This window comes from Deltaproteobacteria bacterium, from assembly GCA_009930495.1.
Taxonomy (GTDB): Bacteria; Desulfobacterota; Desulfovibrionia; order Desulfovibrionales; family Desulfomicrobiaceae; genus Desulfomicrobium.
Window position 1 is genome coordinate 1 of the sequence record RZYB01000016.1, and the last position, 26,587, is coordinate 26,587.

Genomic DNA, 26,587 nt, shown 5'->3' on the forward strand with positions numbered 1-26,587 from the left:
GGGTCGCCTTGACAAATGGATATGGTCCGTCCAGGTCATGGAGACCTGTTTTTTCGTAGGAGACGCGCATGAACCCGATCAATTTCAATTTTTTGTGTTCCGAGCCCGCCCCGCCCAATGGCCGCAATGTCGGCATCATCGGCGCCGGCCCCTCCGGCCTGGCCGCCACGGGCTATTTGTCCTGTCTGGGCTATCAGGTCGAGGTTTACGATAAATTGCCCAAGCCGGGTGGCTTGATGCTGTTCGGCATTCCCGGCTACCGCATTCCCAAGGAACGCATCGACCTGGGCGTGCGCGCCCTGGAGCGCAAGGCCGGGGTCATCTTTCATACCCACACCAAGATCTGCTGTAGCGGGCCGCTGCATGACGAGGAAGGGGACCATTTTTGCCGCGAGATTCTGGGTTTTGGCGACATGGTCAAAAAGCATGATGCCATCATGATCTGCACGGGCTCCTGGCGCTCGCGCAAGCTAGGCATTCCGGGCGAGAATCTGGCCGGCGTGTTTTCCGGGCTGGAGTTTTTGTTTCCCATTCGGGCCGTGAAATACTGCGCCCCCAACGTGAAGCTGCCGGACGTGGCCGGCAAGGCCGTGGCCGTCATCGGCGCCGGCCATTCGGCCGTGGACGTGGCGCACAACGCCATCCATTTGGGCGCGGCCAAGGTCCACCATGTGTACCGCCGGACCTGCCGGGAAGCGCCGTGCGGGGCTTTTGAAATCGATCAGTTGCGAGACATGGGCGTGGACTGGCTGGAGCGGAGCACGCCCCTGCGTGTCGTGGGCGGGACCAGGGTCGAGGGCCTGGAAGTGTCCCGTCCCGGCCCCGATGGCCCGGAAACTGTTGTCCTGCCCGTGGATCTGGTGGTGGCCGCCATCGGCGAGACGGCCACGCCGCCGTTCGCCAAGGAATTGGGCCTTGAGAACGTGCGCAAGGGCGAGGTGCGCTGGCTGCACATGACCGCCATCGAAAATGTGTTCGTGGCTGGCGATGCCCTGAGCGGTCCGAGCAAGATCGGCAAGGCGGTGTACAGCGGTCTGCGCGCGGCCCGGTCCCTGGCCAACTGGCTCGATCTCAAGGCCCAGGATCGTCTCGAGGCGTATGACTATAACGATTTGGTGGCCAACGAGGCCGGATTTCGGAGGCAGGCATGAGCGGTCGGAAAACCCTGCATATCGACTATAGCCTGTGCATTGGCTGCGAGACTTGCGAATATGTCTGCCGTTTTACCAACGATACATCGCGCATCCACATGACTCGCACCGTGGATGGCGTCATGGTGCCGCTGTATTGCCATCATTGCGACAATCCCAAGTGCGCCAACGCCTGTCCCCGTGGCGCCATCACGCGCGACCAGGATGGAGCCATCGTGCTGCAACCCATGCTTTGCCGAGGGTGTCAGACCAAGAATTGCATTCTGGCCTGTCCGTACGGGGCCATGTTCGAGACAGATCGCGGAGTCATGGTCGCCAAATGCGATATGTGCGCCCAGCGCCGTCAAATTGGCATGGGGCCGGCCTGTGTGGAAATGTGCCCGTGTGCGGCCATTGCGTACGTGGAGCGGGACGAAATTCCGAATTTGGAAACGGAAAAGTCACGCCAGGCGTTGCAAAAGGTCATGGAACATTTGAAGCTGCCGGGAAAATAGTTTGTGCGCTGGTTTTTTGATGCCGTCCCCGCCCAGGTCGTTTGGGTCGGGGGCATTCCCGACCGAATGATCCCTTGTCGGCATCGGGAGCCGGGCTCGGGGCAGGCCAGGACTTTCCAAAGCCAAACGGAAGCGCCCTTTGACAAGGGGAAAACAATCGTCTAGGGCCTCCAGGTTTGGGCGGGCGTGGCGGAACGGTAAACGCATCAGCCTTAGGAGCTGACGCCAAAAGCTTGTAGGTTCGAATCCTATCGCCCGCACCAAAATCAACCAAATCCCAGCGGTGGCCAGACACGGCCAGGAGCGCGCGGGCAGGTCGCGATATGGCCAGGGCGCGCATGCCGGAAAGTACGGTTTCGCGAGTCGCCGCGTGGCCGGTTTTTTGCGCGCACAGTCGATCATTCGGGTCCCCCTGGCGGGGCACCCATTTTAAAGGAGTGGAGTCATGGAGTACAAAGTCGAAGAACTGTCCCCGGTCAAGCGCAAGGTGACGGTGGATGTGGGTGTGGAGGAAGTGCATGCCGCCCTGGCCGCCACGGTTGCCTTGTACCGCAAGGGCGCGGATATCAAGGGTTTCCGCAAGGGCAAGGTTCCTTCCTCAGTGGTGGAATCCAAGTTTCGGAAGCAGATTTACGGAGAAGCGACCACCGACCTGATCAACTATCACATCAACGAGATCATGGGCGAGCTGGGTTTGTCTCCGTTGTCCCGCATTGATGTGGATGCCCGGGAAATGGTTCGTGACGAAGCGTTTTCCTATTCCTTCGCCTTCGAGGTCGCGCCCAAGTTCGATCTCCCCGAATACAAGGGTCTGGCTGTCGAGGAAGAGGACGTGGCGGTCGAATCCGCCAAGATCGACGACGTCATCGAGCGCATTCGCCAGAACATGGCCAAGACGGTCATCATCAAGGAAGAGCGCCCCGTGGCCAGCGGCGATATCGCGGTGATCGATTTCCAGGCCTTCCAGGATGATCAGGCCATGGAAGGCGTTGGCGCCAACAAGTTCGAGCTCCCCCTGGGCGAGGGCAATTCCCTGGTTGACTTCGAGAACATCGTCGTCGGCATGACCCCGGGTGAGACGCGCGATCGCGAGTTGACCTTCCCGGCGGACTTCATCAACGACAAGCTGGCCGGCCAGACCGTCATGATGCGGGTCACCCTGCACGCCATCAAGGTTCGCCATTTGCCTGAAATCAATGATGACTTTGCTGAATTGGCCGGAAATTACAAAAATGTTCAGGAACTGCGGGACGCCATTGAGAAGTCCTACACCTCCTCGCGCAAGCAGCTGGTCAAGGGCGATGCCCAGAAGAAGTTGCTGGACCAGATCAAGGCCGGGGTCGATTTCGAGCTGCCCGCGTCCATTGTCGAGGAACAGATCGACAAGCAGATCGTGGATTTGCAGTCCCGGTTGGAACGTCAGGGTAAGAGCTTGGAGTCCTTGGGCAAGACCCCCCAGGAGATGCGCGATGAACAGCGCCCCGCGGCCGAGGACATCGTCAAGTCGACCTTGGTGTTGCTGGCCATCGCCAACGCCGAAAACATGACGGTCACTCCGCAGGAAGTGGATTTGGTTTTGCAGCAGATGGCCGCGTCCACGGGACAGGATTTCCATTCCATCAAGGATTACTACGAGCAGCACAATCTGATGATCCCGCTCAAGGATCGTGTCCTGGCGGACAAGGCCATGGAGCTGGTTTATTCCAGCGCCCAGGTCACCACGGTGCCGGCCGCCTCCAGCGGAGACAACGCATAAGCATCCATCCGGGTCCGGGCCTGTCCCGGACCCTCTCTTCCTCCTCTCCTTTTGGTCCGGCGCGCTATTTGCTACTCTCCGCGTTGGACCTCGACTTTTTCGAGGCGGCCTTGACACAGGGGGCCGGATCGTTATTTTTCCAATCTTTGGTCAAGCGTATTATGCCTTCAAGCAGGAGCTTTCATGGTCAGCAATTCTGTATTTGTCATCGAGAATACCGGCCGCGGCGAGCGGATGTACGATATTTATTCCCGTCTGCTCAAGGATCGCATCGTGTTGTTGGGCACGCCCATCGACGATCATGTCGCCAATTCCATTTGCGCCCAACTTTTGTTTTTGGAGTCCGAGAGTCCGGAAAAACAGATCAACATGTATATCAATTCTCCGGGCGGCTCCGTGACGGCGGGCATGGCCATTTATGATACCATGCAGTATATTTCGGCTCCCGTGGCCACCCTTTGCATCGGTCAGGCCGCGAGCATGGCCGCGGTACTGCTGGCCGCCGGGGCCAAGGGAATGCGATACAGCCTGCCGCATTCCCGGATCATGATCCATCAGCCCATGGGCGGATTCCAGGGTCAGGCCACGGACATCGCCATCCAGGCCAAGGAAATTATCCGGTTGCGTGGCGAACTGAATGGAATTTTGTCGCGGCACACCGGGCAGTCGCTTGAAAAGGTGGAACAAGATACGGAACGGGATTATTTCATGAGTGGCGAGGAAGCCAGCGCCTACGGATTGATCGATCAGGTTCTTGCTTCGCGTAAAGAGTTGGAATAATTCGGTATTAAAGTACGAGGTTATTTATGGCGGACAGAAAGAAAAGGACGGGGAAGGATTTGTGTTGTTCCTTTTGCGGGAAGACCCAGGACGAGGTGCAACGGCTCATCGCCGGGCCTGAAGTCTATATTTGCAACGAATGCATCGCCCTGTGCGACGACATTCTGAAGAATGACAACCGCAAGGAGGATTTGGATTCCTCGGACATCCCGCTACCGCAGGAAATCAAGGCCGCCTTGGATGACTATGTGATCGGACAGGATGATGCCAAGAAAATTTTGTCCGTGGCGGTGTACAACCATTACAAGCGGATCAAGTACCATGCCCGGAGCAAGGACGATGTCGAGCTGGACAAGAGCAATATCCTGCTCATTGGGCCGACCGGCTCGGGCAAGACGCTTTTGGCCCAGACCTTGGCCCGTATTCTGAAAGTTCCCTTCGCCATCGCCGACGCCACCACCCTGACCGAGGCCGGTTATGTCGGGGAGGATGTCGAGAATATTTTGGTGCAGTTGGTCCAGAACGCGGACTACGATCTGGAGGCAGCCGCCAAGGGCATCATTTATGTGGACGAGATCGACAAAATTTCCCGTAAGTCCGATAGCCCGTCCATCACTCGCGACGTTTCCGGAGAAGGGGTGCAGCAGGCCCTGCTCAAGATCATTGAGGGCACGGTGGCCAACATCCCGCCCAAGGGTGGACGCAAGCATCCGCAGCAGGAGTTCATCCGTCTGGACACGTCCAACATCCTGTTCATCGTCGGCGGTGCCTTCATCGGTCTGGAGGACATGGTCAAGCAACGGGTGCGGGGATCGAGCATGGGCTTTGGAGCCAAGGTCCGGAGCAAGGACGACGACAAGACGGACAGTCTGCTCAAGCAGGTCCACCCCATGGATTTGATCCGCTATGGGCTTATTCCGGAGTTCACGGGCCGTATTTCCGTGATCACGTCCTTGACGGAATTGACCGAGGCGGATCTGGTGCGCATTCTTCAAGAACCACGAAATGCCCTCATCAAGCAGTACCAGAAAATGTTCGAGCTGGAGGACGTGGAACTCAAGTTCACGGCCAATTCGCTCAAGGCCGTGGCCGGCAGGGCCATCAAGCTCGAAACCGGGGCGCGGGGTCTGCGTTCCGTCATGGAGTCCATCATGCTCGACATCATGTACACCCTCCCGTCCATGAAGAATGTCAGCGAATGCGTCATCAACCGCGCCGTGGTGGAGGAAGGCAAGGAGCCGCTCCTGCTTTTCAAACCCGAGGCCAAGAGCGCCTGAGGTCATTGGACCGCAACCAGCGAGAGAGACTATGTCCGACGCCATTGTTTTCGAGAAATCCTCCCCGGACGCCATGATCCTGCCAGTCATGTCCCTGCGGGAAGTTGTCATGTTCCCGAAATCCATTGTCCCGCTTTTCGTGGGACGGGAAAGCTCCATCAAGGCCATCGAGATGGCCCTGGACAAGTACGACAAGAAGATATTTCTGGTCGCGCAACGGGACCCCGCCCAGGAGCGGCCCACCGAGGACGGCCTCTACGAGATCGGGACCATCAGCAAGGTGCTGCAGATGCTCCGTCTGCCGGATGGAACCATCAAGGTTTTGTTCGAAGGACTGAGCCGGGCGGCCTGGGATCGGGACAAGGGGCTCATGTCCTTGGACGAGATCCAAATGGTGCTGGCCACGCCCGTGCCCGATGCCGGCGGGTCGGTCTTGGAAAGCGAGGCCATTGTCCGCGCCACGCACGAGGCCATCGATGAATATGCCCAGGTCAACCGCAAGTTGGCCAAGGAAACCATTCTGGCCATCAACAGCGTGCAGCAGCCGGGCCGCTTGGCCGATTCCGTCGCGCCGCATCTCAAGGCCAGTTTTGACCGCAAGCAGGAAGTGCTGGAGATCCGCAATCCGGTCCAGCGTCTGGAACGGGTCTACGAATTGATCCAGGAGGAGATCGAAATCTTTTCCTTGGAAAAGAAGATCAAGGGCCGGGTCAAGAAGCAGATGGAGGAGAACCAGAAAGACTACTATCTGGGCGAGCAGCTCAAGGCCATTCATAAGGAAATGGGGCGGGATTTCGATCCCAAGGCCGACCTGGAAGAGTTGGAGGCCAAGCTCAAGGACAAGGACATGCCCGACGACGCTCGGGAAAAGGCCATGGCCGAGCTCAAGAAGCTGCGCCAGACGCCGCCGTCGTCGGCCGAGTACGCGGTATTGCGCAATTACGTGGATTGGATTTTGGCGTTGCCCTGGAGTGTGGTCCGCGGCGTGGAGATCGATTTGGTCGAAGCCCAGAAGATTTTGGACGGCGATCACTATGGTTTGGAGAAACCCAAGGAACGCATCCTCGAATATCTGGCCGTGCAGGCGTTGGTGAAAAAGCTGCGCGGGCCGATTTTGTGCCTGGTGGGCCCTCCGGGCGTGGGCAAGACCTCGCTGGCGAAATCCATAGCCAGGGCCACGGGTCGGGAATTCGTTCGCCTCTCCCTGGGTGGGGTGCGTGACGAGGCTGAAATCCGTGGACATCGCCGGACGTATGTCGGCGCCATGCCCGGCAAGATCATCCAGTCATTGAAGCGAGTTGCGTCCAATAATCCGGTTTTCTGCCTGGATGAAGTGGACAAGATGAGCATGGATTTTCGTGGCGATCCGTCGGCCGCCCTGCTTGAAGTGCTCGATCCGGAACAGAACAGCGCCTTCAATGACCATTACCTGGACATGGACTACGATCTGTCGTCCATTTTTTTCATTACAACGGCCAATTCCCTGCAGACTATCCCCTTGCCTCTTCAGGACCGCATGGAGATCATCACCATCCCCGGTTATCTGGAAACCGAGAAAGAGCGCATCGCCACGGATTTTCTCGTGCCCAAGCAGCTCGAGCAGCATGGGCTCAAGCCCGAGAATCTGACTCTGTCCAAGGGCGCGGTGCTGGAAATCATCCGTCGTTACACGCGTGAGTCCGGAGTGCGCAATCTGGAACGCGAGCTGGCCTCGATCTGCCGCAAGGTCGCCCGGCATCTGGTCGAGGAAAAGGACATGGACAAGAACGTCTCCATCAGCAAGACCATGCTGGGGTCGTATCTCGGCGTGCCCAAGGTGCGCTATGGATTGCGCGAGGAGCAGGCGCAGGTGGGCGTGACCACCGGACTGGCCTGGACCCAGACCGGCGGCGAGTTGCTCATTGTCGAGGTGGCGCTCATGCCGGGCACGGGCAAAATCGAGATCACCGGAAAACTGGGCGATGTCATGCAGGAGTCGGCCAAGGCCGCGGTCAGCTACATCCGTTCACGATCCGAGCTTTTCGGACTGAAGCGGGATTTTCACAAGGAAGTCGATATCCATATCCATGTGCCCGAAGGCGCCACGCCCAAGGACGGACCGTCGGCCGGCATCACCCTGGCCACATGTCTGGCCTCGGCCCTGCTGGATATCCCGGTTCGAAACGACGTGGCCATGACCGGTGAAATCACGTTGCGGGGACGGATTTTGCCCATTGGTGGCTTGCGTGAAAAATTGTTGGCCGCCCATCGGGGTCTTATCTCTCGCGTTTTGGTGCCCAAGGAAAACGAACGCGACTTGAAGGATGTGCCCAAGGCCATTCTCAAGGAGCTGGAGATCGTCTTGGTGGATAATATGGACGAAGTGCTGTGCGCGGCCCTGAAGGACGTGACCAAGGAATCGTTATTCTCGGGCGCGGCGGATTTTACGCCTGTCTGCAGGGCATTGCACAAGGAGCAGGGTCTTCCCAACACGCATTGAAAAGCCGGCCGGTAACGACCGGCTTTTTCGATCAAAGTCCTTTTTTCCTCTTGCTCTTCAAAGCCCAGGCCTTAATTGAGTGAATCCTGTTCACCTTGCCTAGGCGGTAGTCCGGTTTTGGGTATCGCCGGCTTCAAACCCTGGAGTGACGCATATGATCAGACGAGAAAACGTGGTGACCTTCATGGGCAATCCCTTGGTCCTGCTCGGGCAGGAACTGCGGGCGGGCATGCCCGCTCCGGATTTTTCCGTTGTCGACAATGATCTGGGTCCGGTGACCTTGGCCGACTGCGCGGGCAAGGTCACGGTTATTTCGGCCGTGCCGTCCCTGGACACGCCTGTGTGCGACATGGAGACCCGGCGTTTCAATCAGGAGGCTCAAGCCTTGGGCGACGCGGTCAAGGTTTTGACCGTGAGCATGGATTTGCCTTTCGCCCAGAAGCGCTGGTGCGGTAACGCCGGCGTGGCCAATGTTCAGACCGTGTCGGATTACCAGACCGCGTCTTTTGGACAGGCCTATGGCGTGCTCATCGAAGGGCTGCGTTTGTTGGCCCGGGCGATTTTTGTCGTCGATGCCTCGGGAACGATTGTCTCTGTCCAGATTGTACCGGAGTTGACTCATGAGCCGGATTACAGCGCCGTGCTCGATGCCGTGAAGAACGCCCTCTAACCCGACAACTTCGCGAGGTCTGCCATGCTCGGTCCAAAAATGGAAAAGGCTTTGAACGATCAGGTCAACGCGGAGATGTTTTCCGCCTATCTCTATTTGGCCATGGTCGCGTATTTTCAGGATAAAAATTTGCCTGGATTTGCCAATTGGATGACTGTCCAAAACCAGGAAGAAACCTTCCACGCCATGAAATTCTTTCGCTACATCTCGGAGCGGGGTGGGCGCGTGGTCCTGGACGCCATCGAGAAGCCTCGGTTTGAGTGGTCCAGCCCGCTTGAAGCCATGGAAGCGGCCCAGCACCACGAGGCCTATATCTCCAGCCGCATCAATGATCTCGTCAACCTGGCCATCGAGGAAAAAGACCACGCCACCAACAGCTTTTTGCGCTGGTTCGTGGACGAGCAGGTCGAGGAAGAGGACAGTGTCAACGAAGTAGTCCAAAAATTGCGTTTGGTCGGCACGGATGGTGGCGGATTGTTCATGTTGGACAGGGATCTGTCCACGCGGGTGTTCACGCCTCCGGCGGCCTAGGCGACGGGGCGGAGCGATCCGCCCTGGATGCGCCCCTGGAACCGAGTTTGACAAGATCTTGGGCCGGGGCCTAGGACAAGCCTCGGTGATACAACTATCTGGCAGGGCGACCTGCCTTTTTTGCGCACTTCATGGAAAAAGTCTGGACACGAATCCTTCGCTCCTTCCGCTACGGCTACTTGCGCATCGTCCGGATCAAGGCTCCGGCCGAATCCATCGCGTTGGGGCTTGCGCTCGGGGTTTTTGTCGGATGCATGCCCCTTTTGTCCCTGCAAATGGTCGTGGCGGTTTTTCTGGCCCTGCTGCTGCGGGCCAGCAAGGTGGCGGCCGCTTTGGGGACATGGTGGACCAATCCCTTTAACTGGGCGATCGTCTTTCCCCTGTTTTATATGCTTGGGCGCGTTTTCGTGCCTGGCGAGGTCGTCCCCCTGGCCATGAGCGAATTGACCCAGGCGGGCTTGACGGAACTTTTTCAGCGTGGGGGAAAATGGCTGCTCATCACCTCCCTGGGCGGAACCATAGCGGGCATTCCTTTGGCCATGGCGACATATTTTTTTACCCTGCGTGCCGTCCGCATGTACCACAACGTGCGGGCGGTGCGACGCAGGGAGCGGCAACGTGCGGGGATTCGCAATGATTGAGCAGGCTTTCCGTGCCCCCAAGCGATCCTTGGGACAGAATTTTTTGGCCGACCCCAATATCTGCCGGCGCATCGTCGCCACGTTGCGTCTCGAGCCAGGCGATTCGGTTTTGGAGGTCGGGCCTGGACGCGGCGCCCTGACCCGTATTCTTGTCGAACACGAGGGGACGGTGTTGGCGTTGGAAAAGGACCGTGAATTGGTGGGATGGTTGCGCCAGGAATTTCCCGGGGTCGCGGTGGTCCATGCCGATGGGTTGGAATTTTGCTGGGACAAGACCATGGCCATGCCGGGGCTTTCGGTCATTGGCAATCTGCCCTACAATGTCGCCTCGCCCATGATCTGGGAGATGGTCAGCCGCTGTCGGGGCTGGAAGGCCATGGTTTTCATGGTGCAAAAGGAGGTGGCGGAGCGGCTGACGGCCACCGCTGGAAGCCGGACCTATGGCGCGCTTTCGGCGTGGGTCGCTAACTTTGTCCGGGCCGAGTATGCTTTCACGGTTCCACCGCATGTGTTTCGCCCCAGGCCGAGGGTTGATTCGGCTGTCGTGCGTTTTTATCCCCGACCGGACGCGGCCTGGGCCGAGGCGGGGGCACTGTCTCGGACGCTGCGGATGCTGTTTCAGAAGCGGCGCAAACAGTTGGGTGGCATTTTGAAGCAGGTTTGGTCCGGCGAAGTCGAGGCGTGGTGCGCCGGCCACGGAGTTGATCGGCGGATCAGACCCGAGGAATTGACCCCGGACATGCTGCGGGGGCTGGCCCTGGCATTGCGTTTTGCCATGGGCCAGGACGGGGCCAAACGGCCGTGAAGCCCCGGACTACCTATGTTTTCGAAAATATGCTTGACTTTGCAGGGGAATTTCTGTTTGCCTGCGCCTTGAGTGTTCGCGCCCCGGCGACCGAGCGTCATGGCGGCTTGGCTGGACATGCCCCGGGTGTTTGAGTAGTGGTCGGGCGATCATTCGCGATGATTTTCAATCAGGCTCATTGTAACGGTTGACGGTGTGGGGCGGTTTTTTTGGGAAAAGCTTCCATGCCCGTTGGTGAATTACTGTAAAGGAGGAAGACTGATGACGAAAGCTGAATTGGTGGCCAAGATGGCTGAAAAGGCTGGATTGAGCAAAGCCGATGCCGAACGTGCTCTGAAGTATTTTCTCGATTCCGTCCAGGAGACCCTTGTCAGCGAGGGCAAGCTGACCTTGACCGGATTTGGAACCTTCATGGTGGAAGAGCGCCAGGCCCGTACCGGCCGTAACCCCCGCACTGGCGAGGAGTTGAACATTCCTGCTTGTAAGGTCGTGAAGTTTCGTCCCGGCAAAGACCTGAAAGACGCAATCAAGTAGGACGCAAGGGGGAAGTTATGTTGCACGGGGAAACTGTTCAAAGTCCATTGCCGCAGGATTTGCCCTGGTGGCAGCCGGATCACGCCATTTTTTTCGGAGTTCTCTACGCGGTGCTGTTCATCATCGGAAGCGGGCTGGGCGTTGTTATTTTGCGTTCCTTGGCCGAGACCGTGAAGGAAAAATTTTAAGAGCCTGACATTTTTATAGATACCGAAGGGGTGCCGTGGTGCCCCTTCTTTTTTTTGTTTTTTATGCTTGCCAAGGCGATGCTACTTGCATAAAGAGCACGATTTCCCGCGCATTATGACGCGGACTGACTGACGGGGAGGTGATTCGCTTGCCAGGTGTATACATGGGTGACAACGATACTTTTGACTACTCTCTGCGGAAGTTCAAGAAGCAGGTCGAGAAGGCGGGTATTCTTTCCGAGCTGAAAAAGCGTCAGCATTTTGAAAAACCCAGCATCCAGAAGAAAAAGAAGGAAGCTGCGGCCAAAAAAAGGTTGCTGAAAAAGATCCGCAAACTTCAGGTGATGTAATGAGTCTCAATCAGCGCATTGAAAAGGACTATGTTGCCGCTTTCAAGGCGAAGAAGACCGACGAAGTGGCTGTCTTGAGGATGCTCAAGGCAGCCGTCAAGAACAAGCAGGTGGAGCTCCTGCGTGAACTGGCCGATAATGAAATCCTGGATGTGATTTCCAAGCAGGCCAAGCAGCGTCAAGAATCCATCGAGCAGTTTCGCGCCGCGGGTCGCGTCGATTTGGCTGAAATCGAGGAGCGCGAACTTTCCATTTTGCAAGCCTATCTGCCGGCAGCGCTCTCTGCCGACGAGATTGTCGCCGCTATCGACACGGCTATCCAAACCCTTGGCGCCTCCGGAATGAAGGACATGGGCAAGGTCATGAATGCCATCCTTGGCGCTCACGCCGGTCGTGTCGACGGAAAGGAACTGAGCGCCCTCGTCCGCGCCAAGCTTTCATCCTAATATGGACCCACGTACCCTGCAGCTGCTGGAATTTCCAAAAATTCTGCGGCATCTTTCGTCGTTCGCCGCCAGCGCGGCTGGCCAGCGGGCGTGCCTCGCCATCGTTCCCGAAACCGATTTGTCCCGCATTGCCGAGCGCTCCGCCCTGGTGCGCGAGGTCATGCGGTTTTGCGCCGTCCAGGATGTGCGCCTGGGATCGTTCCCGGATATCGACGGGCTTTTCGAGTTTTTGAAGAATCCATTGGCGTGCCTGGATCAGGACGGGCTGATTGGCTTGTGGGAAATGCTCAAGGCCGCAGCCGCCTTGCTCGAAACCTTGGGGGTGCCGGGGGAAGATCGGTACCCGGCCTTGACCAGCCTTGTCGCGGGGCTTGTTCTTCCCGGCAAAACTTGGTCGGGCCTGCGCCGTTGCCTGGCACCGGATGGAAATATCCGGGACGAGGCCTCGCCGGAACTCTACTCGGTGCGTCAGGAAATTCGTCGCGTGCACCAGATGTGCGCGCGCAAGGTCCAGGATTTTTTCCAAAACCGGGACCTGCAGTTCATGTTGCAGGACGATTACCTGACGATTTCCTCGGATCGGTATGTCTTGGCGTTGAAGGCAAATTTCAAGGGCCGCCTCAAGGGCATTGTCCATGATTATTCGCAGACCGGCGAGACGTGCTATTTCGAGCCGTTATTTCTGGTTGATCTGAATAATAACTTGCAGGAGCTCAAGCAGGAGGAACGGACCGAGGAGCAGAAGATTTTGCGTTTTCTGACCGGCCTGATCCGGTCCGAGCAGGTCGAGCTAGCACGGACTTTCGAGGAGCTGGTGCGGTTTGACGTGCTTTTGGCCCAGCAGCGTTTTGCCCGGGAGGGGGACGCGCGCGTCATCGACATCGCCGAGGATGCTCCCCTGCATCTGCTTCAGGCCAGGCATCCTTTGTTGGTCTTTGGCCAGGATCACGTCGTTCCCGTGGACATTGTCCTTGAAGAAGGTCAGCGGGCGCTGGTCATCACGGGGGGCAATGCCGGCGGCAAGACCGTGTGCCTGAAAACATTGGGCCTGCTTGGGCTCATGGCGCACTCCTGCCTGCCGGTGATGGCCGACGAGGGCAGTTCCTTGCCTTTTTGGAAGAATTTCGTGGTGTCCATGGGCGATGAACAGTCCATCGAGCAAAGTCTGTCCACATTCACGGCTCAGATTCGGCATTTCAGTGAAGTGTGGCCAAGCATTGACGCGCGCACCCTGGTTATTCTCGATGAATTCGGCGTCGGGACCGACCCCAGCCAGGGAGCCGCCCTGGCCCAAGCCGTGGTCGACAGCCTCCTGGATCGTCGGGCCTGGGTTGGCGTGGCCACCCATTTCCCGGCGTTGAAAGCCTATGGCTTGTCCCGGGATGGCGTGCGGGCGGCGTCGGTGATTTTTTCTCCAGAGAGCCGCAAGCCCCTTTTCAGGCTTGGTTACGACCAGGTTGGCGCCAGCCGGGCCTTGGACGTGGCTCGGGAGCAGGGGTTGCCCGAGGTTATTTTGGGACGGGCCCAGGAATATCTGTATCTGGATTCCGGTGACACAGAGGAAGTCTTTGACCGCTTGAATCGTTTAGCCTCGGCCAAGGAAGATGAACTGGCCGCGCTTGAGCTTCGAACCCGGACCCTGGAGCAGAAATACGCCCGCAAGTTGGCCGCGCTCGACGCCGAGCGAGCCCGGATGCTGACCGAATTGCGTGACGCTTCCCGCCGGATCATGGATGAATGGCGGGAAGGGCGTCGGGGGCGGAAGGAAGCTTTGCGGGAAATGGCTGAATTGCGTGACAGTCTCGGCGCGCCGTCGCGGGACGAGGAAGACCTGCTTTCCATCCAGGACATTGCCCCGGGTCAGGATCTGCTTTATCTGCCGTGGGACAAACGAGGCCAGGTGCTCAGTGTGGACGGAAAAAAGAACCGGGTCCGGTTGACCGTGGGCGGGGTGTCGTTGTGGGTGGGCGTTGGCGATGTCCGCCTCGCGGACGCGAAGCCCAGGTCCACGCCTCGGTCTTGTCAGGTCGTGGTTCGGAGGGATTCCGCTCCCGCGTCCATGCGTCTTGATGTGCGCGGCATGCGCACGGACGAGGCCGAGGCGGAATTGGGACGTTTTCTGGACAAGGCCTTGCTCGCGGGCCGGTCCGAGGTCGAGATCGTGCATGGCATGGGCACGGGCGCCATGCGTCGGGCCGTGCATGAGTCTTTGCGTCGGTCCCGCGCCGTGAGCGCTTTTTCCCTGGGCAATGCCGACGAGGGTGGTGACGGGATAACCAAGGTGGTTTTGGCCGGATAAACACTGCAAACGGAGCTGGATGAGCAAGTTCGATCCAGGGCTGATCGCGGAAATCAAGGCTCGTCTGCGTATCGAGGACGTGGTCGGTCGCTATGTGGAACTGCGTCCCGCGGGCACTAGGTTGGTCGCGCCCTGTCCATTTCACCAGGAAACCAAGCCATCCTTTTCGGTCAATCCGGAGGGGGGCTTTTACTATTGTTTTGGATGTCAGGCCTCCGGCGACATTATTGAATTTTACCGGGCCATCAATGGTCTCGAATTCGGGGAAGCCGTGGAAGCCCTGGCCCGGGAGGCGGGCCTGGAGGTTCGACGGCGGCGTGATCAACCCGCCACGGGTGGCCCGTCCAGAGTCCAATGCCTGGACCTGCACGCCCTGGCGTCGATGTTTTTTCGTCGTTCCTTGGAGAGTCACGCCGGTCGCCAGGCGCGTGACTATATCGCCCGGCGTGGGCTGGCTCCGGAAGTCGTGGATCGTTTTGCCCTGGGATGGGCCCCGGCTGGATGGAATGAACTGCGCGATCATTTCCGGGGTCAGGGCTATTTGGACGAAGTGGCCGAAAAGGCAGGCCTTCTTTCCAAATCCGCCAAGGGCAGTTTTTACGACCGTTTCCGGGAGCGGTTGATATTCCCGATCATGAATTTGTCGGGTCAGGTGGTGGCCTTTGGCGGTCGCTGCTTGGTCGATGACCAGGGGCCAAAATATCTCAATTCCAGTGAAACGCCCATCTACACCAAGGGCGAGCATCTCTATGGCCTGTATCAGGCCCGGCGGGCCATGTCGCATTCCAAGAGCGTCCTGTTGACCGAGGGCTATGTGGACGTATTAAGTCTGCATCAGTTTGGTTTCGAGAACAGCTGTGGCGTCCTGGGCACGGCCCTGACTTCCGAGCAGGTCCACCGCCTCTCCGGTTTGGTTGGACGGGTTGATCTGGTTTTTGATGGCGATAATGCCGGGCGCAAGGCCGCCTTGCGTAGCGCCGAAATGATTTTGACCCAGGGCTTGAAATGCCGGGTACTGTGCTTACCCGAGGGCGAGGATGTGGACTCCATTCTGCAACGGGAGGGTCGTGCCCGGCTGGAGGGCCTCGTCGCCGATTCCGTGGACGGCCTTGAGTATTGTTTGCGTCAGGTGGCCGCCGATCACGCGCCCAAGGATGTCCTGCAGTGGGCCACGGGGTTTATCGGTCGGCTTAAAAAGTTGGATTGGCGTTCTTTTTATGTGCCGAAGCTGGCGGCGGGACTTGGGTTGTCCGAAGCGGAACTGCGCGTCACCCTGGCCGAGCGCCAGGGCACGGCGCCCGTGGCGAAAGGGGCTCGGCTTGAATCCTGCAAACCTTCCCAGCGTGATCGCGAACTTTTGGCATTTGCCGTGCGTTTTCCTGAATACCACGAAGAATTACAGGCACTGGACCTTCCCCGGGCCCTGAGCACGGACCGGGGAAAAATTTTTTGGGACAAGCTTTTCGGGTCGGATCCAAATACGGTGTTGGGTCGCTTGGATCAGGGCGAGAAGCGCTTTTACGTGCAGTGTCGGATGCGGTCCGAGGCGGCGGATCTCGGACGGGACGAATGGGCCGAGGTGCAAAGTTTTTTGCTTCAAACCCAGCAGCGGCGGGAGTTGGACAGCCTGACCGATGGGTTGCGTCGGGCTCGACGTGAAGGGAATTTTCAGGAGGAGTTGCGTCTTCTGGCCTTGATCCAGGACCGGACGCAGCGCTGATTTCGTGGCCGCGTCGGGCGCGGCCGCCGATATTTTATTAACTTTGGGGGTAGGGGATGAGCAATATCAAGGATGTGCAGCAAATTCAGGCGCTCATAGCCGAAGGCAAGAAAAAGGGATTCCTGACCTTCGATGAACTCAACAAGGCCCTGCCGTCTGAAGTCAATACTCCGGAACAGATCGACGAGATCATCGTTATTTTCGACCAGCTCGACATCGACATCGTGGATGAGAAGCTGACTCGTGGTATTGAGATCGCCGAGGACGATGGCGAGGAAGTCAAGGACGAGGAAAAGCTGGAACTGGCCGAGGACGAGGATGGCGCGGATTATTCCATGCGCAGCAACGACCCGGTGCGCATGTACCTGCGCGAGATGGGTGCCGTGGGCCTTTTGGATCGCGATGGCGAGGTCTATATCGCCAAGAAGATCGAAGCCGGCGAGATGGAAGTCATGTACGCCCTGGTCGAGGTGCCCGTGGCCGTCGAGGAGTTGGTGCGCGTGGGCGAGGATTTGAAGAAGGGGCGCATGAAGCTCAAGGACGTGGTCAAGACCATCGAGGAGGATGACCCATCCGAGGAAGAGATGAACCAGCGCGAGCGGGTCATCAAGCTGCTGGAGGATGTCAAGAACATCTATCGCAAGAAGCGTACCCTCTACACCCGCCTGGACGAATGCGCGACCCTGGAGAAACGCGTTTATGGCGTGCAGAAAAAAATCATGGATTACAAGACCGAGGTGATCCAGTGTCTGCGCGACATCAAGCTGGAAAAAACCCTTATCGATCGCATCATCGAGACCGTGGGCGATTATGTGCGGCAGATGCACAACTGCAGGCGGGATCTGTCCGCCTATATTTTGTCCCTGGGGAAGTCCCAGGACGAAATTTTCGGTATATTCCGGCAGCTTGACGAGCGCAGCATCAACCCCGTGGCCGCCGCCGACAAGCTCGGCATGACCATCGAGGAGTTGTTTTCCTTCAAGGAAATGGTCAACGGCAAGATCGAGATCCTGGGCAAGCTCCAGGAAAACGCCATGCACGATGTCGATCAGCTTGAGGAAATTTTGTGGCGCATCCGCAAGGGCAACACCGATGCCCTGGACGCCAAGCAGGAGCTTATCCGCGCTAATTTGCGCCTGGTCGTGTCCATCGCCAAGAAGTACACCAATCGTGGTCTGCAGTTTTTGGATCTGATCCAGGAAGGCAATATCGGTCTGATGAAGGCCGTGGATAAATTCGAGTATCAACGTGGCTACAAGTTTTCGACCTACGCCACGTGGTGGATTCGTCAGGCCATCACCCGCGCCATCGCCGACCAGGCCCGGACGATCCGTATTCCGGTGCACATGATCGAGACCATCAACAAGCTCGTGCGTACCTCGCGTTATCTGGTGCAGGAGCTGGGCCGCGATCCTTCTCCGGAGGAAATCGCCGAACGCATGGACTACCCCTTGGAAAAGGTCAAAAAAGTGCTCAAGATCGCCAAGGAACCCATTTCTTTGGAAACACCCATTGGCGATGAAGAAGATTCGAGTCTGGGCGATTTTATCGAGGACAAGAAGGCCGTGGCGCCGGCCGACGAGGTGGTCAACACCAAGCTGGCCGAGCAGATCGCGCTGGTTCTGTCCGACCTGACCCCGCGCGAGGAGCAGGTGCTGCGCAAGCGTTTTGGTATCGGCGAGAAGAGTGATCACACTCTGGAAGAAGTTGGCAAGCTTTTCAATGTCACCCGTGAGCGCATCCGACAGATCGAGGCCAAGGCCCTGCGTAAATTGCGTCATCCCGTGCGTAGCCAGCAACTGCGTTCCTATTATGAATCCTAGTCCGTCCTGTTTTTCCGTTTTCAAGGCAACCCCAGGGGTTGCCTTCTTTTTTGGCCCCATGCGGATGTTTCTGGTCGGGCTTGTCGTGCTGCTGTTGGTTGTAAACGCCTCCGCGGAAGCATGGCGGGTGCGCGTGGACACCGTATTGGACGGGGACACCGTGGTTTTGCGCGGTGGCGAGCGGTTACGCCTGCGTGGCATCGACGCCCCGGAAATCCGGCATGGGGACAAGCCGGGGCAGTATTATGGGCAAGAGGCCAAGAGAACATTGGCTCGACTGGTTGCCGACCGGGATGTCTTTTTGGACCGCCCCGAGTTGCAGACGGACAGATATGGGCGCATGGTCGGCGCGGTCCATCTTGGGGATGGCCGGAATGTCAACCTTTTGATGATTGAAGAGGGCGCGGCTTTCGCCTATTCCCACCAAACGGACAAGGACGCGGATTTTGCGGCGCGGCTTGTACAGGCCCAACGCTTGGCCATGAGCCAGAGCAAGGGTTTTTGGCCGCGAATTCTGGCTTTGCCCAAAGCCGGGAACGTTTATGTGGGCAACAAATCGTCCAAGCGGTTTCACGCCGAAACGTGCGCGACGGGACGGCGGGTCAAGCCCGGGAATAGGATCGTCTTTTCCTCCCTGCGCGAAGCCTTTGCGGCAGGGTTTTCCCCGGCTCGTGCATGCACACCCTGGCCTTCGGCTCGGAGCATCCAGTAATCGCAACCGGAGCGCATTGTTTGAAAGCCATTATCGTCGGTGCCGGAGAGGTCGGATTTCATATCGCCAAGCGTCTGGCCTCGGAGAATAAGGATGTTGTCGTCATTGACCGCAACCCGGCTGTGCTGCAGCGCATCCTCGACCATATGGATGTGCAGGTTCTGGAAGGGTCCGGGTGTAGTCCGCTTATTTTGGGCGAAGCCGGCATCTCCAAGGCCGACGTGCTGTTGGCCGTGACCGACAGCGATGAGATCAACCTCATGGCCTGTACTTTCGCCAACATGCTCGCCCCCGGCCTGACCAAGCTGGCCCGCATCCGCAACGATGAGTATATCGCCTATGGACAGCAATTGGCCCAAGGCATTGGCATCGGCATCATCATCAATCCGGAAACCGAGGTGGTCAAAAGCGTCGAACACATGCTGCGCGCTCCAGGGGCCGTGGACATCAGCGATTTGGCCGGTGGCCGCATCAAGCTGGCCGGGACCTGGATCACCGAGGGCAACCCCCTGGTGGGTATCCGCCTGTTCGATCTGCGGCGCAAGGTGGCCGATACACCCATGATCGTGGCGGCCATCGTTCGCGACGACGCAGTCATCGTGCCTGCCGGATCGGACGAGATCCGCGAGGGCGATCTCGTGTATTTCGTGTGCGAGAACAGCCAACTTCAGGCGGTTTTTTCTTTTTTGGGCAACCGGCCGGGCAAGAAGAGCCGGGTGCTGATCATCGGTGGTGGTAATATTGGGCTGCGTTTGGCCCGAGGCCTGGAGAAAAAATCTATCCAGGTCAAGCTATTGGATAAGGACGCAGCCCGTTGCGCGGTCCTGGCCAACGAATTGAGCCGGACCGTGGTGTTGCATGGCGACGGCACGGATCAGGAAGTTCTTCAAGAGGAGAATGTCGGTGACATGGATGTTGTCGTGACCATGACCGGCAACGAGGAAAGCAATATCCTGGCGTCCCTTTTGGCCAAGAAGCTTGGCGCGGCCATGGCCATCACGCGGCTAAACAAAATCGAATACATGCCGTTGGTCCGGGCCATCGGTCTGGAGCACATTGTCAGCCCTCGCCTGTCGGCCGTTAATAGTATTTTCAAGCACGTGCGCAAGGGTGGTGTCTTGTCCACGGTGGCCATCAAGGACGGAGCCGAGGCCTTGGAAGCATTGGTGGGACCGGATTCGGGACTGGTAGGCACCCCTCTCAAGGATCTCGACTTTCCCAAGGGCGTCCTGGTGCTGTGCATCATGCGCGAGGACAGTGTCCTTATTCCCGGCGGCTATGATTTTATCAAAGCTGGAGACAGGGTGATCATCCTGAGTCTGCTCGAATCCATCCCCAGAGTGGAACAGATGTTGTCCCGAAAGCGGGAGAGTCGCTGATGCGTTGGGGTCTCGCCTGGCATGTTACCGGACTGGTCCTTGTATGCGTGGGACTGTGCATGTTTTTTCCCTTTTTGTGCGCGGTGTATTTTGCCGACGGGTCCGAAGCACCGTTATTTTTATCCCTGTGCGTGACCGTTTTGGCCGGAGTTTTTTTGCTGTTTTCTTTTCGCCAGCCCCAACCCATGGTCATCAATCATCGTGAGGGCGTGGTCATTGTCACGCTGGGTTGGATCGCGTGCGCTTTGTTCGGAGCGCTGCCCTTTGCCTTGGGAGGATTCCCCTCGTTTAGCGACGCGGTTTTTGAATCCGTGTCCGGGTTCACCACCACCGGCGCCTCCATTTTGACCAATATCGAAGCCGTTCCCAAGGGACTCCTTTTTTGGCGCAGTCTGACTCATTGGCTGGGAGGCATGGGGATCATCGTTTTGACCATCGCCATCCTGCCCTTCCTGGGCGTCGGCGGCATGCAACTCTATAAAGCCGAGGTGCCCGGACCCGTGGCCGACAAGTTGCAACCGCGTATCAAGGACACGGCCATGAGTTTATGGAAGGTCTACGTGTTCTTTACCGCTGTCCAAATCGCGTTGCTGCTGTTTGGGGGCATGGATCTGTTCGAGAGTGTTTGCCACGCCTTCGGAACCATGGCCACGGGCGGCTTTTCGACGCGCAACTCGTCCATCGCGGCCTATGATTCCGCTTATATTGATTATGTCACGTCTTTTTTCATGCTCGTGGCCGGACTGAACTTCGCATTGCATTTTCAGCTTTTTCGGGGGCGCCCCTTGGTGTTTTGGCGGGATCCGGAGTTTCGTTTTTTCGCGTTGGTGGTGGTTGTCATGACCGCGATCGTCGCCGTGGTCATCCACGGCGCCAATTATGACTCGGTCTCCGGCTCACTGCGTTTCGCCCTGTTTCAGGTGGCGTCCATCATCACCACCACGGGGTATGCCACGGCCGATTATGAGTTGTGGCCGCCATTGACCCACGGGCTCTTGCTCCTGGCTATGTTTCTGGGTGGATGCGCGGGATCGACCTCGGGCGGGATTAAATGCATGCGGGTCATGCTGTTGATCAAGCAGGCTTATCGGGAGTTGTTCCGCCTGGTGCATCCCCGGGCCGTGGTGCCGGTTAAATTCGGGTCCAAGCTGGTCAGGGACGAGGTGCTGGCCAGTATCTGGGGCTTTTTCGTGCTTTTTGTGCTTCTTTTTGTTTTGTCCAGCCTGGTTCTGACGGCCATGGGCGTGGACGTGCTGACTGCCTTTTCGGCCGTGGTCGCCTGTATTGGCAATGTCGGCCCGGGTTTGGGCGGAGTCGGGCCCGTTGACAATTACGCCGCCATTCCGCTTCCGGGAAAATGGGTGCTCACGTTTTGCATGCTGCTGGGGCGGCTCGAAATTTATACGGTATTGGTTTTGTGTATTCCGGAATTCTGGAGAAAATAAGCCTTTGGCGGGAGAATATCATGAGTGATTGGATTGAGATGGGGCGTTTCAAGGAACTTGACGACACAGCCAAGAAGGAAGCCAACCGTTTGGCCGAGTACGCCATGGATGTGGCCATGGACCCGGTCCAGGTCATCCGCTTCGAGGAAATGGATGATGGCGGGTTCCGCTTGGTCATCGACGAGGATCTGTATAAGTTTTACCAGGGTATCTGATGAAATCGGAACGGTTGCGGCGTCTGCGCCGGGAGTTTGTCGCCCTGTCCGCCGAGTACGAGGACCGGCTTGGGGATCGTCGTGAATACATCGTGCTGAAACGCGATCATTCCCTGCGCGTGCATGCCCTGGCCATGCGGATCGTGGCCGGAGAACGGCTTTCCCGGCCGGAACTGCATTGGGCTGCCGCCCTTGTGCACGATATCGGTCGGTTTTCCCAGTTCGAGCGGTTCGGAACATATCGTGACGATGAATCCGTGGACCACGGCAACGAGGGGGCCGAAGTGCTTCTTCGCGGGCGTTTTTTGGATTCCTTTGCGCCGGAGGACCGGGCGCGAATCGTCGAAACGGTCCGTCTGCACAACAAGAGGGAGCTGCCCCCCGGTCTTGACCCGGTGACGAGCTCCCTGTGCGCGGTGGTTCGTGACGCGGACAAGCTCGACATCGTGCCCGTGGTTCTGGGCAAGATGTCGCCGGACAAGCCGCGTGATCCGGTCATCACTCTGGGGCTGGCCGATGAGCCCGAATCCTGGACGGAGTCCATCTTCGAGGCCGTGGCTTCGGATGAAAGCCCATCGTACATGCAGCTGCGGGTCGTGAACGATTTCAAGCTGCTGTTGGCGTCGTGGGGGCCGAAGCTGGAATTTGCGACCAGTCGTCGGCTGTTTGCCCGGAGGGGCTATCTGGACCGGCTTTTTGATTTATTGCCAAAAGCCCCTTGTTTGGCCGTTCTCAAGGCCGATCTGGACCGGCGTTTGGCGCGCTGAGCTGGAGCCAGAGCAGTTCGTCCAGGGTGCCGAGAATGCTTCCGTACAAGCCTCCGTATCCGGGGAATTTGCCGAAGAGTTCGACTTTGCGGCGCTGCAGGTCCGGCGAGGCGCTTGTTTCGGGCGAGGACGGTGACGTGGCCAGGATGCGTCGTTCCTGCAAGAGGTAGCCCCGGGTCTGAACGCAGAATTCGGTACACAGTCGCTGGCAGTCCTGGGCGTGGTCGTTCCAGAACGCGCGGGCTTGGTCCGTGGGGGCGCTGTGCCTGGCCTGCCAGATCATGGCCGCAAGGAAGGTCAGGGGCGAACCCGGCACGCCGCGTCGCCAGCCCAAGAGCCAGGGCGCGCGCCAGGAAAGCAGGAAATGGCTTTGTCCGAAGCGGACGAGATCGGTCAGGGCGTTGTGCATGTGGCGCAGGGCGTTGTCGTCCCAGAGTGGCGCGTTCTGGCCAAGATCCCAGGGCGGGATGGGCCGTTTTGGAGCCAGGCCCAGGAGCCGGGTCAGCAACGCGTTGGCGTCGGGCGAGTCTGGAGTTTCCAGATGCGCATAGCTTAGAACGAACGCCCCTCGGCCATATTGGCCGCAGACGATGCACGGCTCGCCGTGTAAACGCCGTGGATCGAGGTTGATGCCGTACAGCTTTTCCCACTGGCCAACCTCGGTCGGCGCGATTGACGACCAGTCCAGATCGGCCGACCAGAAGTCCCGTCCCGGCTCGCCGTAGCTGGCCAGGATCTTCAGGGGGCATTCCGGGTCGGGAGCGAACTGGGATGGCCACCAGACTGGCAGTTCCGCCGTTTCTTCCGTGCCGTTTTCTTCAATTTTGCACCACAGGTGTCCGCTGAAATTGGGCAGACGCTCCCTGGCCGGTTTGCGCGACCAGGAGCACAGGTCCAAAAACGGCGTGCGCGCCTCCGACGCCAGGGCCAGACCGGCCCCTCCGCAAAAGCCAATGTAGGTGCCGCCGTCGCGTACATACGCGCGGATTGCTTCGCGGCCGGTTTCGCCCAGGGCCAGGGACTTGAGTCGGGCCCAGCCTCCAGGCACGAGCAGGATATCCGGTTGGAGCCGGGCGAGAGCTCCGGCGGCGATGTGGGCCGCCTTGAGCGGCGTGACGCAAGCGCCCCAGGCTGACAGGGCGCGATGCAGGAGGACGCCCCAGAGGTGGGATTCGTCCCAGAGCAGGGCAAGGGAGGGTGGCGTGTCGAGCATGGCCCGGCCCTAGCAGGTCGACCGCTGTCGGGCAAGTCGGGCTTGATTTTTGGCATACGCCCCAGTACTCATTTTTGTTTCCGTGGCGTCGGGTTTTTCGGCGCCTTTTTGCCGCAATCAGCTCACTATTTGGAGTCTTCATATGGCCACCGAGACCCTTGCCAAGGGATACGAACCCGCCGACGTGGAAAAGCGCTGGCTGGACTACTGGACTTCCCATCAGACGTTTACCCCGGACGCGGCCAAGGCCGCCGCGCATCCCGCCAACAACTATTCCATCGTCATCCCGCCGCCCAACGTCACCGGGGCCCTGCACATGGGGCATGCCCTGAATCTCACGCTGCAGGACATCATGTGTCGCTACATGCGTCAGCGCGGCAAGACCGTGCTTTGGGTGCCGGGCACGGACCATGCCGGCATCGCCACGCAGAACGTGGTCGAGCGCAAGCTTTTGGCCCAGGGGACAAAGCGCGAGGATCTGGGCCGTGAAAAGTTCATCGAGCAGGTCTGGGAGTGGAAGGAGGACTACGGCGGGCGTATCCTGAACCAGATCCGGCGTCTGGGGGCCAGCGTGGACTGGACCCGCGAGCGTTTCACCATGGACGAGGGCCTATCCCGCGCCGTGCGCGAGGTCTTCGTGTCTTTGTACGAGCAGGGCCTCATCTATCGCGGCAAGTACATCGTCAATTGGTGCACGCGGTGCCATACGGCCCTGGCCGACGACGAGGTCGAATATGCCCCGGCCAAGTCCACCCTCTACCATCTTTCCTATCCGCTTGAAGACGGCTCCGGTTCCGTGACCGTGGCCACGGTGCGCCCCGAGACCATGCTCGGCGACACGGCCGTGGCCGTGCATCCGGAGGACGAACGCTACCAGTCCATGATCGGAAAATTTGTCATCCTGCCCCTGGTCGGACGGCGCATCCCAGTCATCGCCGACGCCTATGTCGACCGCGAGTTCGGCACGGGTTGCCTCAAGATCACCCCGGCCCACGACATGAACGACTGGGAGTTGGGCCGCAAGTACGGTCTGGAGGCCATCGGCGTCATCGACGATGCCGGCCGCATGAACGACAACGCTCCCGAGGCCTATCGCGGCCTGACCGCGGCCGAATGCCGCGCGGCCATTGTCGAGGATCTCAAGGCCTGCGGATCGCTTACGGCCGAGGAGCCCTACGAGAACAAGGTCAATCAGTGCTACCGATGCAAGACGACCATCGAACCGTTCGTTTCCGAGCAGTGGTTCGTGTCCGTCAAGCCTTTGGCCGAAAAGGCCCGGGCCGCCGTGGAAGACGGCCGCACGACCATCTGGCCGGCGCAGTGGAACAAGACCTACTATAACTGGCTCGACAACATCCGCGACTGGTGCATCTCGCGCCAGCTGTGGTGGGGTCACCGCATCCCGGTCTGGACCTGCGCCGACTGCGGCGAGACCATCGTCGCCCGTCAGGATCCGACCTCCTGCACCAAGTGCGGCGGCAGCCGCCTGACCCAGGACGAGGACGTGCTCGACACTTGGTTTTCCTCGGCCCTGTGGCCGTTCTCGACCATGGGCTGGCCGGACAAGACCCCGGAACTGGCGGCTTTTTATCCGACATCGCTTCTGGTCACGGGTTTTGACATCCTGTTTTTCTGGGTCGCGCGCATGATGATGATGGGCCTCAAATTCATGGACAACGTGCCCTTCAAGGACGTCTACATCCATGCCCTGGTTCGCGACGAGCACGGCAAGAAAATGTCCAAGTCCACGGGCAATGTTATCGATCCCTTGGCAATGATCGACACATACGGCTGCGACTCCCTGCGCTTCACCCTGACCTCGTTCGCGGCCATGGGTCGGGACATCAAGCTGTCCGAGGCGCGCATCGAGGGCTATCGCCATTTCATCAATAAGATCTGGAACGCGGCCCGCTTCGCCCTCATGCATGTGGACGGGAGCGAGCCGGGATTTGATCCGGCCGCGTTGACCGGCCTGCACCACCAGTGGATTTTGCACCGTCTGGAAATGCTCAAAAAAGAGCACGCCGCCCAGATCGAGGGCTACCGGTTCAACGAGGCGGCCCAGGGCCTGTACGGCTTTGTCTGGCGCGAGTTCTGCGACTGGTATCTGGAACTGATCAAGCCTGAACTCTACGGCGAGGATCAGGCGGCCAAGGCCGCCGCGCGCAGCTGTCTCAAGCATGTGCTCTCGGAGATCATGGTCATCGCCCATCCGATCATTCCCTTTGTCACCCAGGAAATCTGGGCCTGCATTCCGTCCCTGGACGCCGAAAGCCTGGCCCTGCGGCCGTATCCCAAACCGCGTCCGGAGTGCGAGAACGAGGGGGCCGTGGCGGATATGGAATTTTTGCAGGGTGTCATCGTGGCCGTGCGCAACATCCGGGCCGAACTCGGCATCGCGCCGGGTGTGCAACTGCCCGTGCTGATGCGCGCCGGCGGCGAAGACCGGGTCTTTTTGGCGGCGCACGAAACCGAAATCGCGGCCCTGGCCCGTGTGGGCAGTCTGACGGTTGCCCCGGACCTGACCGCGCCCAAGGGGTGCGCCTCGGCCGTGGTGCGCGGCTGCGAACTCTTCGTGCCACTGGACGGCGTGGTCGATTTCGAGGCCGAACTGGCCAGATTGGACAAGGAGATCGGCAAGATCGCCAAGGAGCTGGACTTCGTGACCAAGAAACTCGGCAACGAGAGCTTTGTCGGCAAGGCTCCGGCCGAGGTCGTGGCCAAGGAACAGGCCAAGGCGGCGGAGTTCGCGGAGAAGAAGGCGACGCTGGAGCAGTTGCGCGGCAAATTGCAGGACTTTATCCGCTAGACGCGGATCGTATCTCGTACCCGGGCCGTGCGCGGCCCTGACAAGGAAAGAACATGGCCAAAGCATATCTCATCGGCGCGGGACCCGGCGATCCGGGGCTGAT

23 protein-coding genes and 1 tRNA gene are annotated in these 26,587 nt (G+C 59.0%); 23 read left to right on the forward strand and 1 reads right to left on the reverse strand.

Annotation, left to right across the window (positions count from 1 at the left end; translation table 11 throughout):
* The first annotated feature begins 68 nt into the window (after nucleotides 1-68).
* The 22 genes from EOL86_02975 (at nucleotide 69) to EOL86_03080 (ending at nucleotide 22,462) form a co-directional block, all read left to right on the forward strand.
* On the forward strand, nucleotides 69-1,151 hold the full coding sequence (locus EOL86_02975; GenBank protein NCD24549.1) for a glutamate synthase: 1,083 nt from the start codon (nucleotides 69-71) through the stop codon (nucleotides 1,149-1,151).
* Complete coding sequence (locus tag EOL86_02980) at nucleotides 1,148-1,645, forward strand: (Fe-S)-binding protein (GenBank protein ID NCD24550.1); 498 nt, start codon at nucleotides 1,148-1,150, stop codon at nucleotides 1,643-1,645. Before EOL86_02975 ends, EOL86_02980 begins: the two co-directional genes overlap by 4 nt.
* 180 nt (nucleotides 1,646-1,825) lie before the next feature.
* A tRNA-Leu gene (locus tag EOL86_02985) sits at nucleotides 1,826-1,908 on the forward strand.
* Nucleotides 1,909-2,090: 182 nt separating this feature from the next.
* Nucleotides 2,091-3,401, forward strand: coding sequence for a trigger factor (tig, locus tag EOL86_02990; GenBank protein ID NCD24551.1), 1,311 nt, complete (start codon nucleotides 2,091-2,093; stop codon nucleotides 3,399-3,401).
* A gap of 183 nt (nucleotides 3,402-3,584) precedes the next feature.
* A complete protein-coding gene (gene clpP, locus EOL86_02995; protein NCD24552.1) occupies nucleotides 3,585-4,181 on the forward strand; it encodes an ATP-dependent Clp endopeptidase proteolytic subunit ClpP in 597 nt (198 codons plus the stop codon).
* A gap of 26 nt (nucleotides 4,182-4,207) precedes the next feature.
* Nucleotides 4,208-5,458, forward strand: coding sequence for an ATP-dependent Clp protease ATP-binding subunit ClpX (clpX, locus tag EOL86_03000; protein ID NCD24553.1), 1,251 nt, complete (start codon nucleotides 4,208-4,210; stop codon nucleotides 5,456-5,458).
* A 31-nt stretch (nucleotides 5,459-5,489) separates the two neighbouring features.
* Nucleotides 5,490-7,937 carry an endopeptidase La gene (locus EOL86_03005; GenBank protein NCD24554.1) on the forward strand — a complete coding sequence of 816 codons (2,448 nt, stop codon included), beginning with the start codon at nucleotides 5,490-5,492 and terminating at the stop codon, nucleotides 7,935-7,937.
* Nucleotides 7,938-8,091: 154 nt separating this feature from the next.
* Nucleotides 8,092-8,607, forward strand: a complete 516-nt coding sequence (locus EOL86_03010; GenBank protein NCD24555.1) for a thiol peroxidase — start codon at nucleotides 8,092-8,094, stop codon at nucleotides 8,605-8,607.
* Between the two features lie 24 nt (nucleotides 8,608-8,631).
* Nucleotides 8,632-9,138 (forward strand): ferritin, encoded by a 507-nt coding sequence (locus EOL86_03015; GenBank protein NCD24556.1) that lies wholly within the window; start codon nucleotides 8,632-8,634, stop codon nucleotides 9,136-9,138.
* Between the two features lie 131 nt (nucleotides 9,139-9,269).
* Nucleotides 9,270-9,779, forward strand: a complete 510-nt coding sequence (locus EOL86_03020) for a DUF2062 domain-containing protein (GenBank protein NCD24557.1) — start codon at nucleotides 9,270-9,272, stop codon at nucleotides 9,777-9,779.
* Nucleotides 9,772-10,584 (forward strand): ribosomal RNA small subunit methyltransferase A, encoded by an 813-nt coding sequence (rsmA, locus tag EOL86_03025; protein ID NCD24558.1) that lies wholly within the window; start codon nucleotides 9,772-9,774, stop codon nucleotides 10,582-10,584. Before EOL86_03020 ends, rsmA begins: the two co-directional genes overlap by 8 nt.
* A gap of 261 nt (nucleotides 10,585-10,845) precedes the next feature.
* Nucleotides 10,846-11,118 (forward strand): HU family DNA-binding protein, encoded by a 273-nt coding sequence (locus tag EOL86_03030; GenBank protein NCD24559.1) that lies wholly within the window; start codon nucleotides 10,846-10,848, stop codon nucleotides 11,116-11,118.
* A 337-nt stretch (nucleotides 11,119-11,455) separates the two neighbouring features.
* Nucleotides 11,456-11,656 (forward strand): 30S ribosomal protein S21, encoded by a 201-nt coding sequence (locus tag EOL86_03035; GenBank protein ID NCD24560.1) that lies wholly within the window; start codon nucleotides 11,456-11,458, stop codon nucleotides 11,654-11,656.
* Entirely contained in the window at nucleotides 11,656-12,102 is a 447-nt protein-coding gene (locus EOL86_03040; protein NCD24561.1) for a GatB/YqeY domain-containing protein, read from the forward strand. The genes EOL86_03035 and EOL86_03040 overlap by 1 nt, the downstream gene beginning before the upstream one ends.
* Before the next feature lies 1 nt (nucleotide 12,103).
* Complete coding sequence (locus tag EOL86_03045; protein ID NCD24562.1) at nucleotides 12,104-14,401, forward strand: endonuclease MutS2; 2,298 nt, start codon at nucleotides 12,104-12,106, stop codon at nucleotides 14,399-14,401.
* A gap of 19 nt (nucleotides 14,402-14,420) precedes the next feature.
* Entirely contained in the window at nucleotides 14,421-16,121 is a 1,701-nt protein-coding gene (gene dnaG, locus EOL86_03050; protein NCD24563.1) for a DNA primase, read from the forward strand.
* A gap of 56 nt (nucleotides 16,122-16,177) precedes the next feature.
* Nucleotides 16,178-17,944 (forward strand): RNA polymerase sigma factor RpoD, encoded by a 1,767-nt coding sequence (rpoD, locus tag EOL86_03055; GenBank protein NCD24564.1) that lies wholly within the window; start codon nucleotides 16,178-16,180, stop codon nucleotides 17,942-17,944.
* Nucleotides 17,945-18,008: 64 nt separating this feature from the next.
* Nucleotides 18,009-18,656 (forward strand): nuclease, encoded by a 648-nt coding sequence (locus EOL86_03060; protein NCD24565.1) that lies wholly within the window; start codon nucleotides 18,009-18,011, stop codon nucleotides 18,654-18,656.
* A gap of 20 nt (nucleotides 18,657-18,676) precedes the next feature.
* Complete coding sequence (trkA, locus tag EOL86_03065) at nucleotides 18,677-20,035, forward strand: Trk system potassium transporter TrkA (protein ID NCD24566.1); 1,359 nt, start codon at nucleotides 18,677-18,679, stop codon at nucleotides 20,033-20,035.
* Nucleotides 20,035-21,480, forward strand: coding sequence for a TrkH family potassium uptake protein (locus tag EOL86_03070; protein NCD24567.1), 1,446 nt, complete (start codon nucleotides 20,035-20,037; stop codon nucleotides 21,478-21,480). Before trkA ends, EOL86_03070 begins: the two co-directional genes overlap by 1 nt.
* A gap of 20 nt (nucleotides 21,481-21,500) precedes the next feature.
* Nucleotides 21,501-21,695, forward strand: a complete 195-nt coding sequence (locus EOL86_03075) for a hypothetical protein (GenBank protein ID NCD24568.1) — start codon at nucleotides 21,501-21,503, stop codon at nucleotides 21,693-21,695.
* Nucleotides 21,695-22,462, forward strand: a complete 768-nt coding sequence (locus tag EOL86_03080) for an HD domain-containing protein (protein NCD24569.1) — start codon at nucleotides 21,695-21,697, stop codon at nucleotides 22,460-22,462. The genes EOL86_03075 and EOL86_03080 overlap by 1 nt, the downstream gene beginning before the upstream one ends.
* On the opposite strand, the gene EOL86_03085 is transcribed toward EOL86_03080, so the two are convergent.
* Nucleotides 22,428-23,675 carry a biotin--protein ligase gene (locus EOL86_03085; GenBank protein NCD24570.1) on the reverse strand — a complete coding sequence of 416 codons (1,248 nt, stop codon included), beginning with the start codon at nucleotides 23,673-23,675 and terminating at the stop codon, nucleotides 22,428-22,430. The genes EOL86_03080 and EOL86_03085 overlap by 35 nt on opposite strands.
* A 142-nt stretch (nucleotides 23,676-23,817) precedes the next feature.
* Between EOL86_03085 and EOL86_03090 the strand changes: the two genes are divergently transcribed.
* Nucleotides 23,818-26,484 (forward strand): valine--tRNA ligase, encoded by a 2,667-nt coding sequence (locus EOL86_03090; protein NCD24571.1) that lies wholly within the window; start codon nucleotides 23,818-23,820, stop codon nucleotides 26,482-26,484.
* Nucleotides 26,485-26,587: the final 103 nt, after the last annotated feature.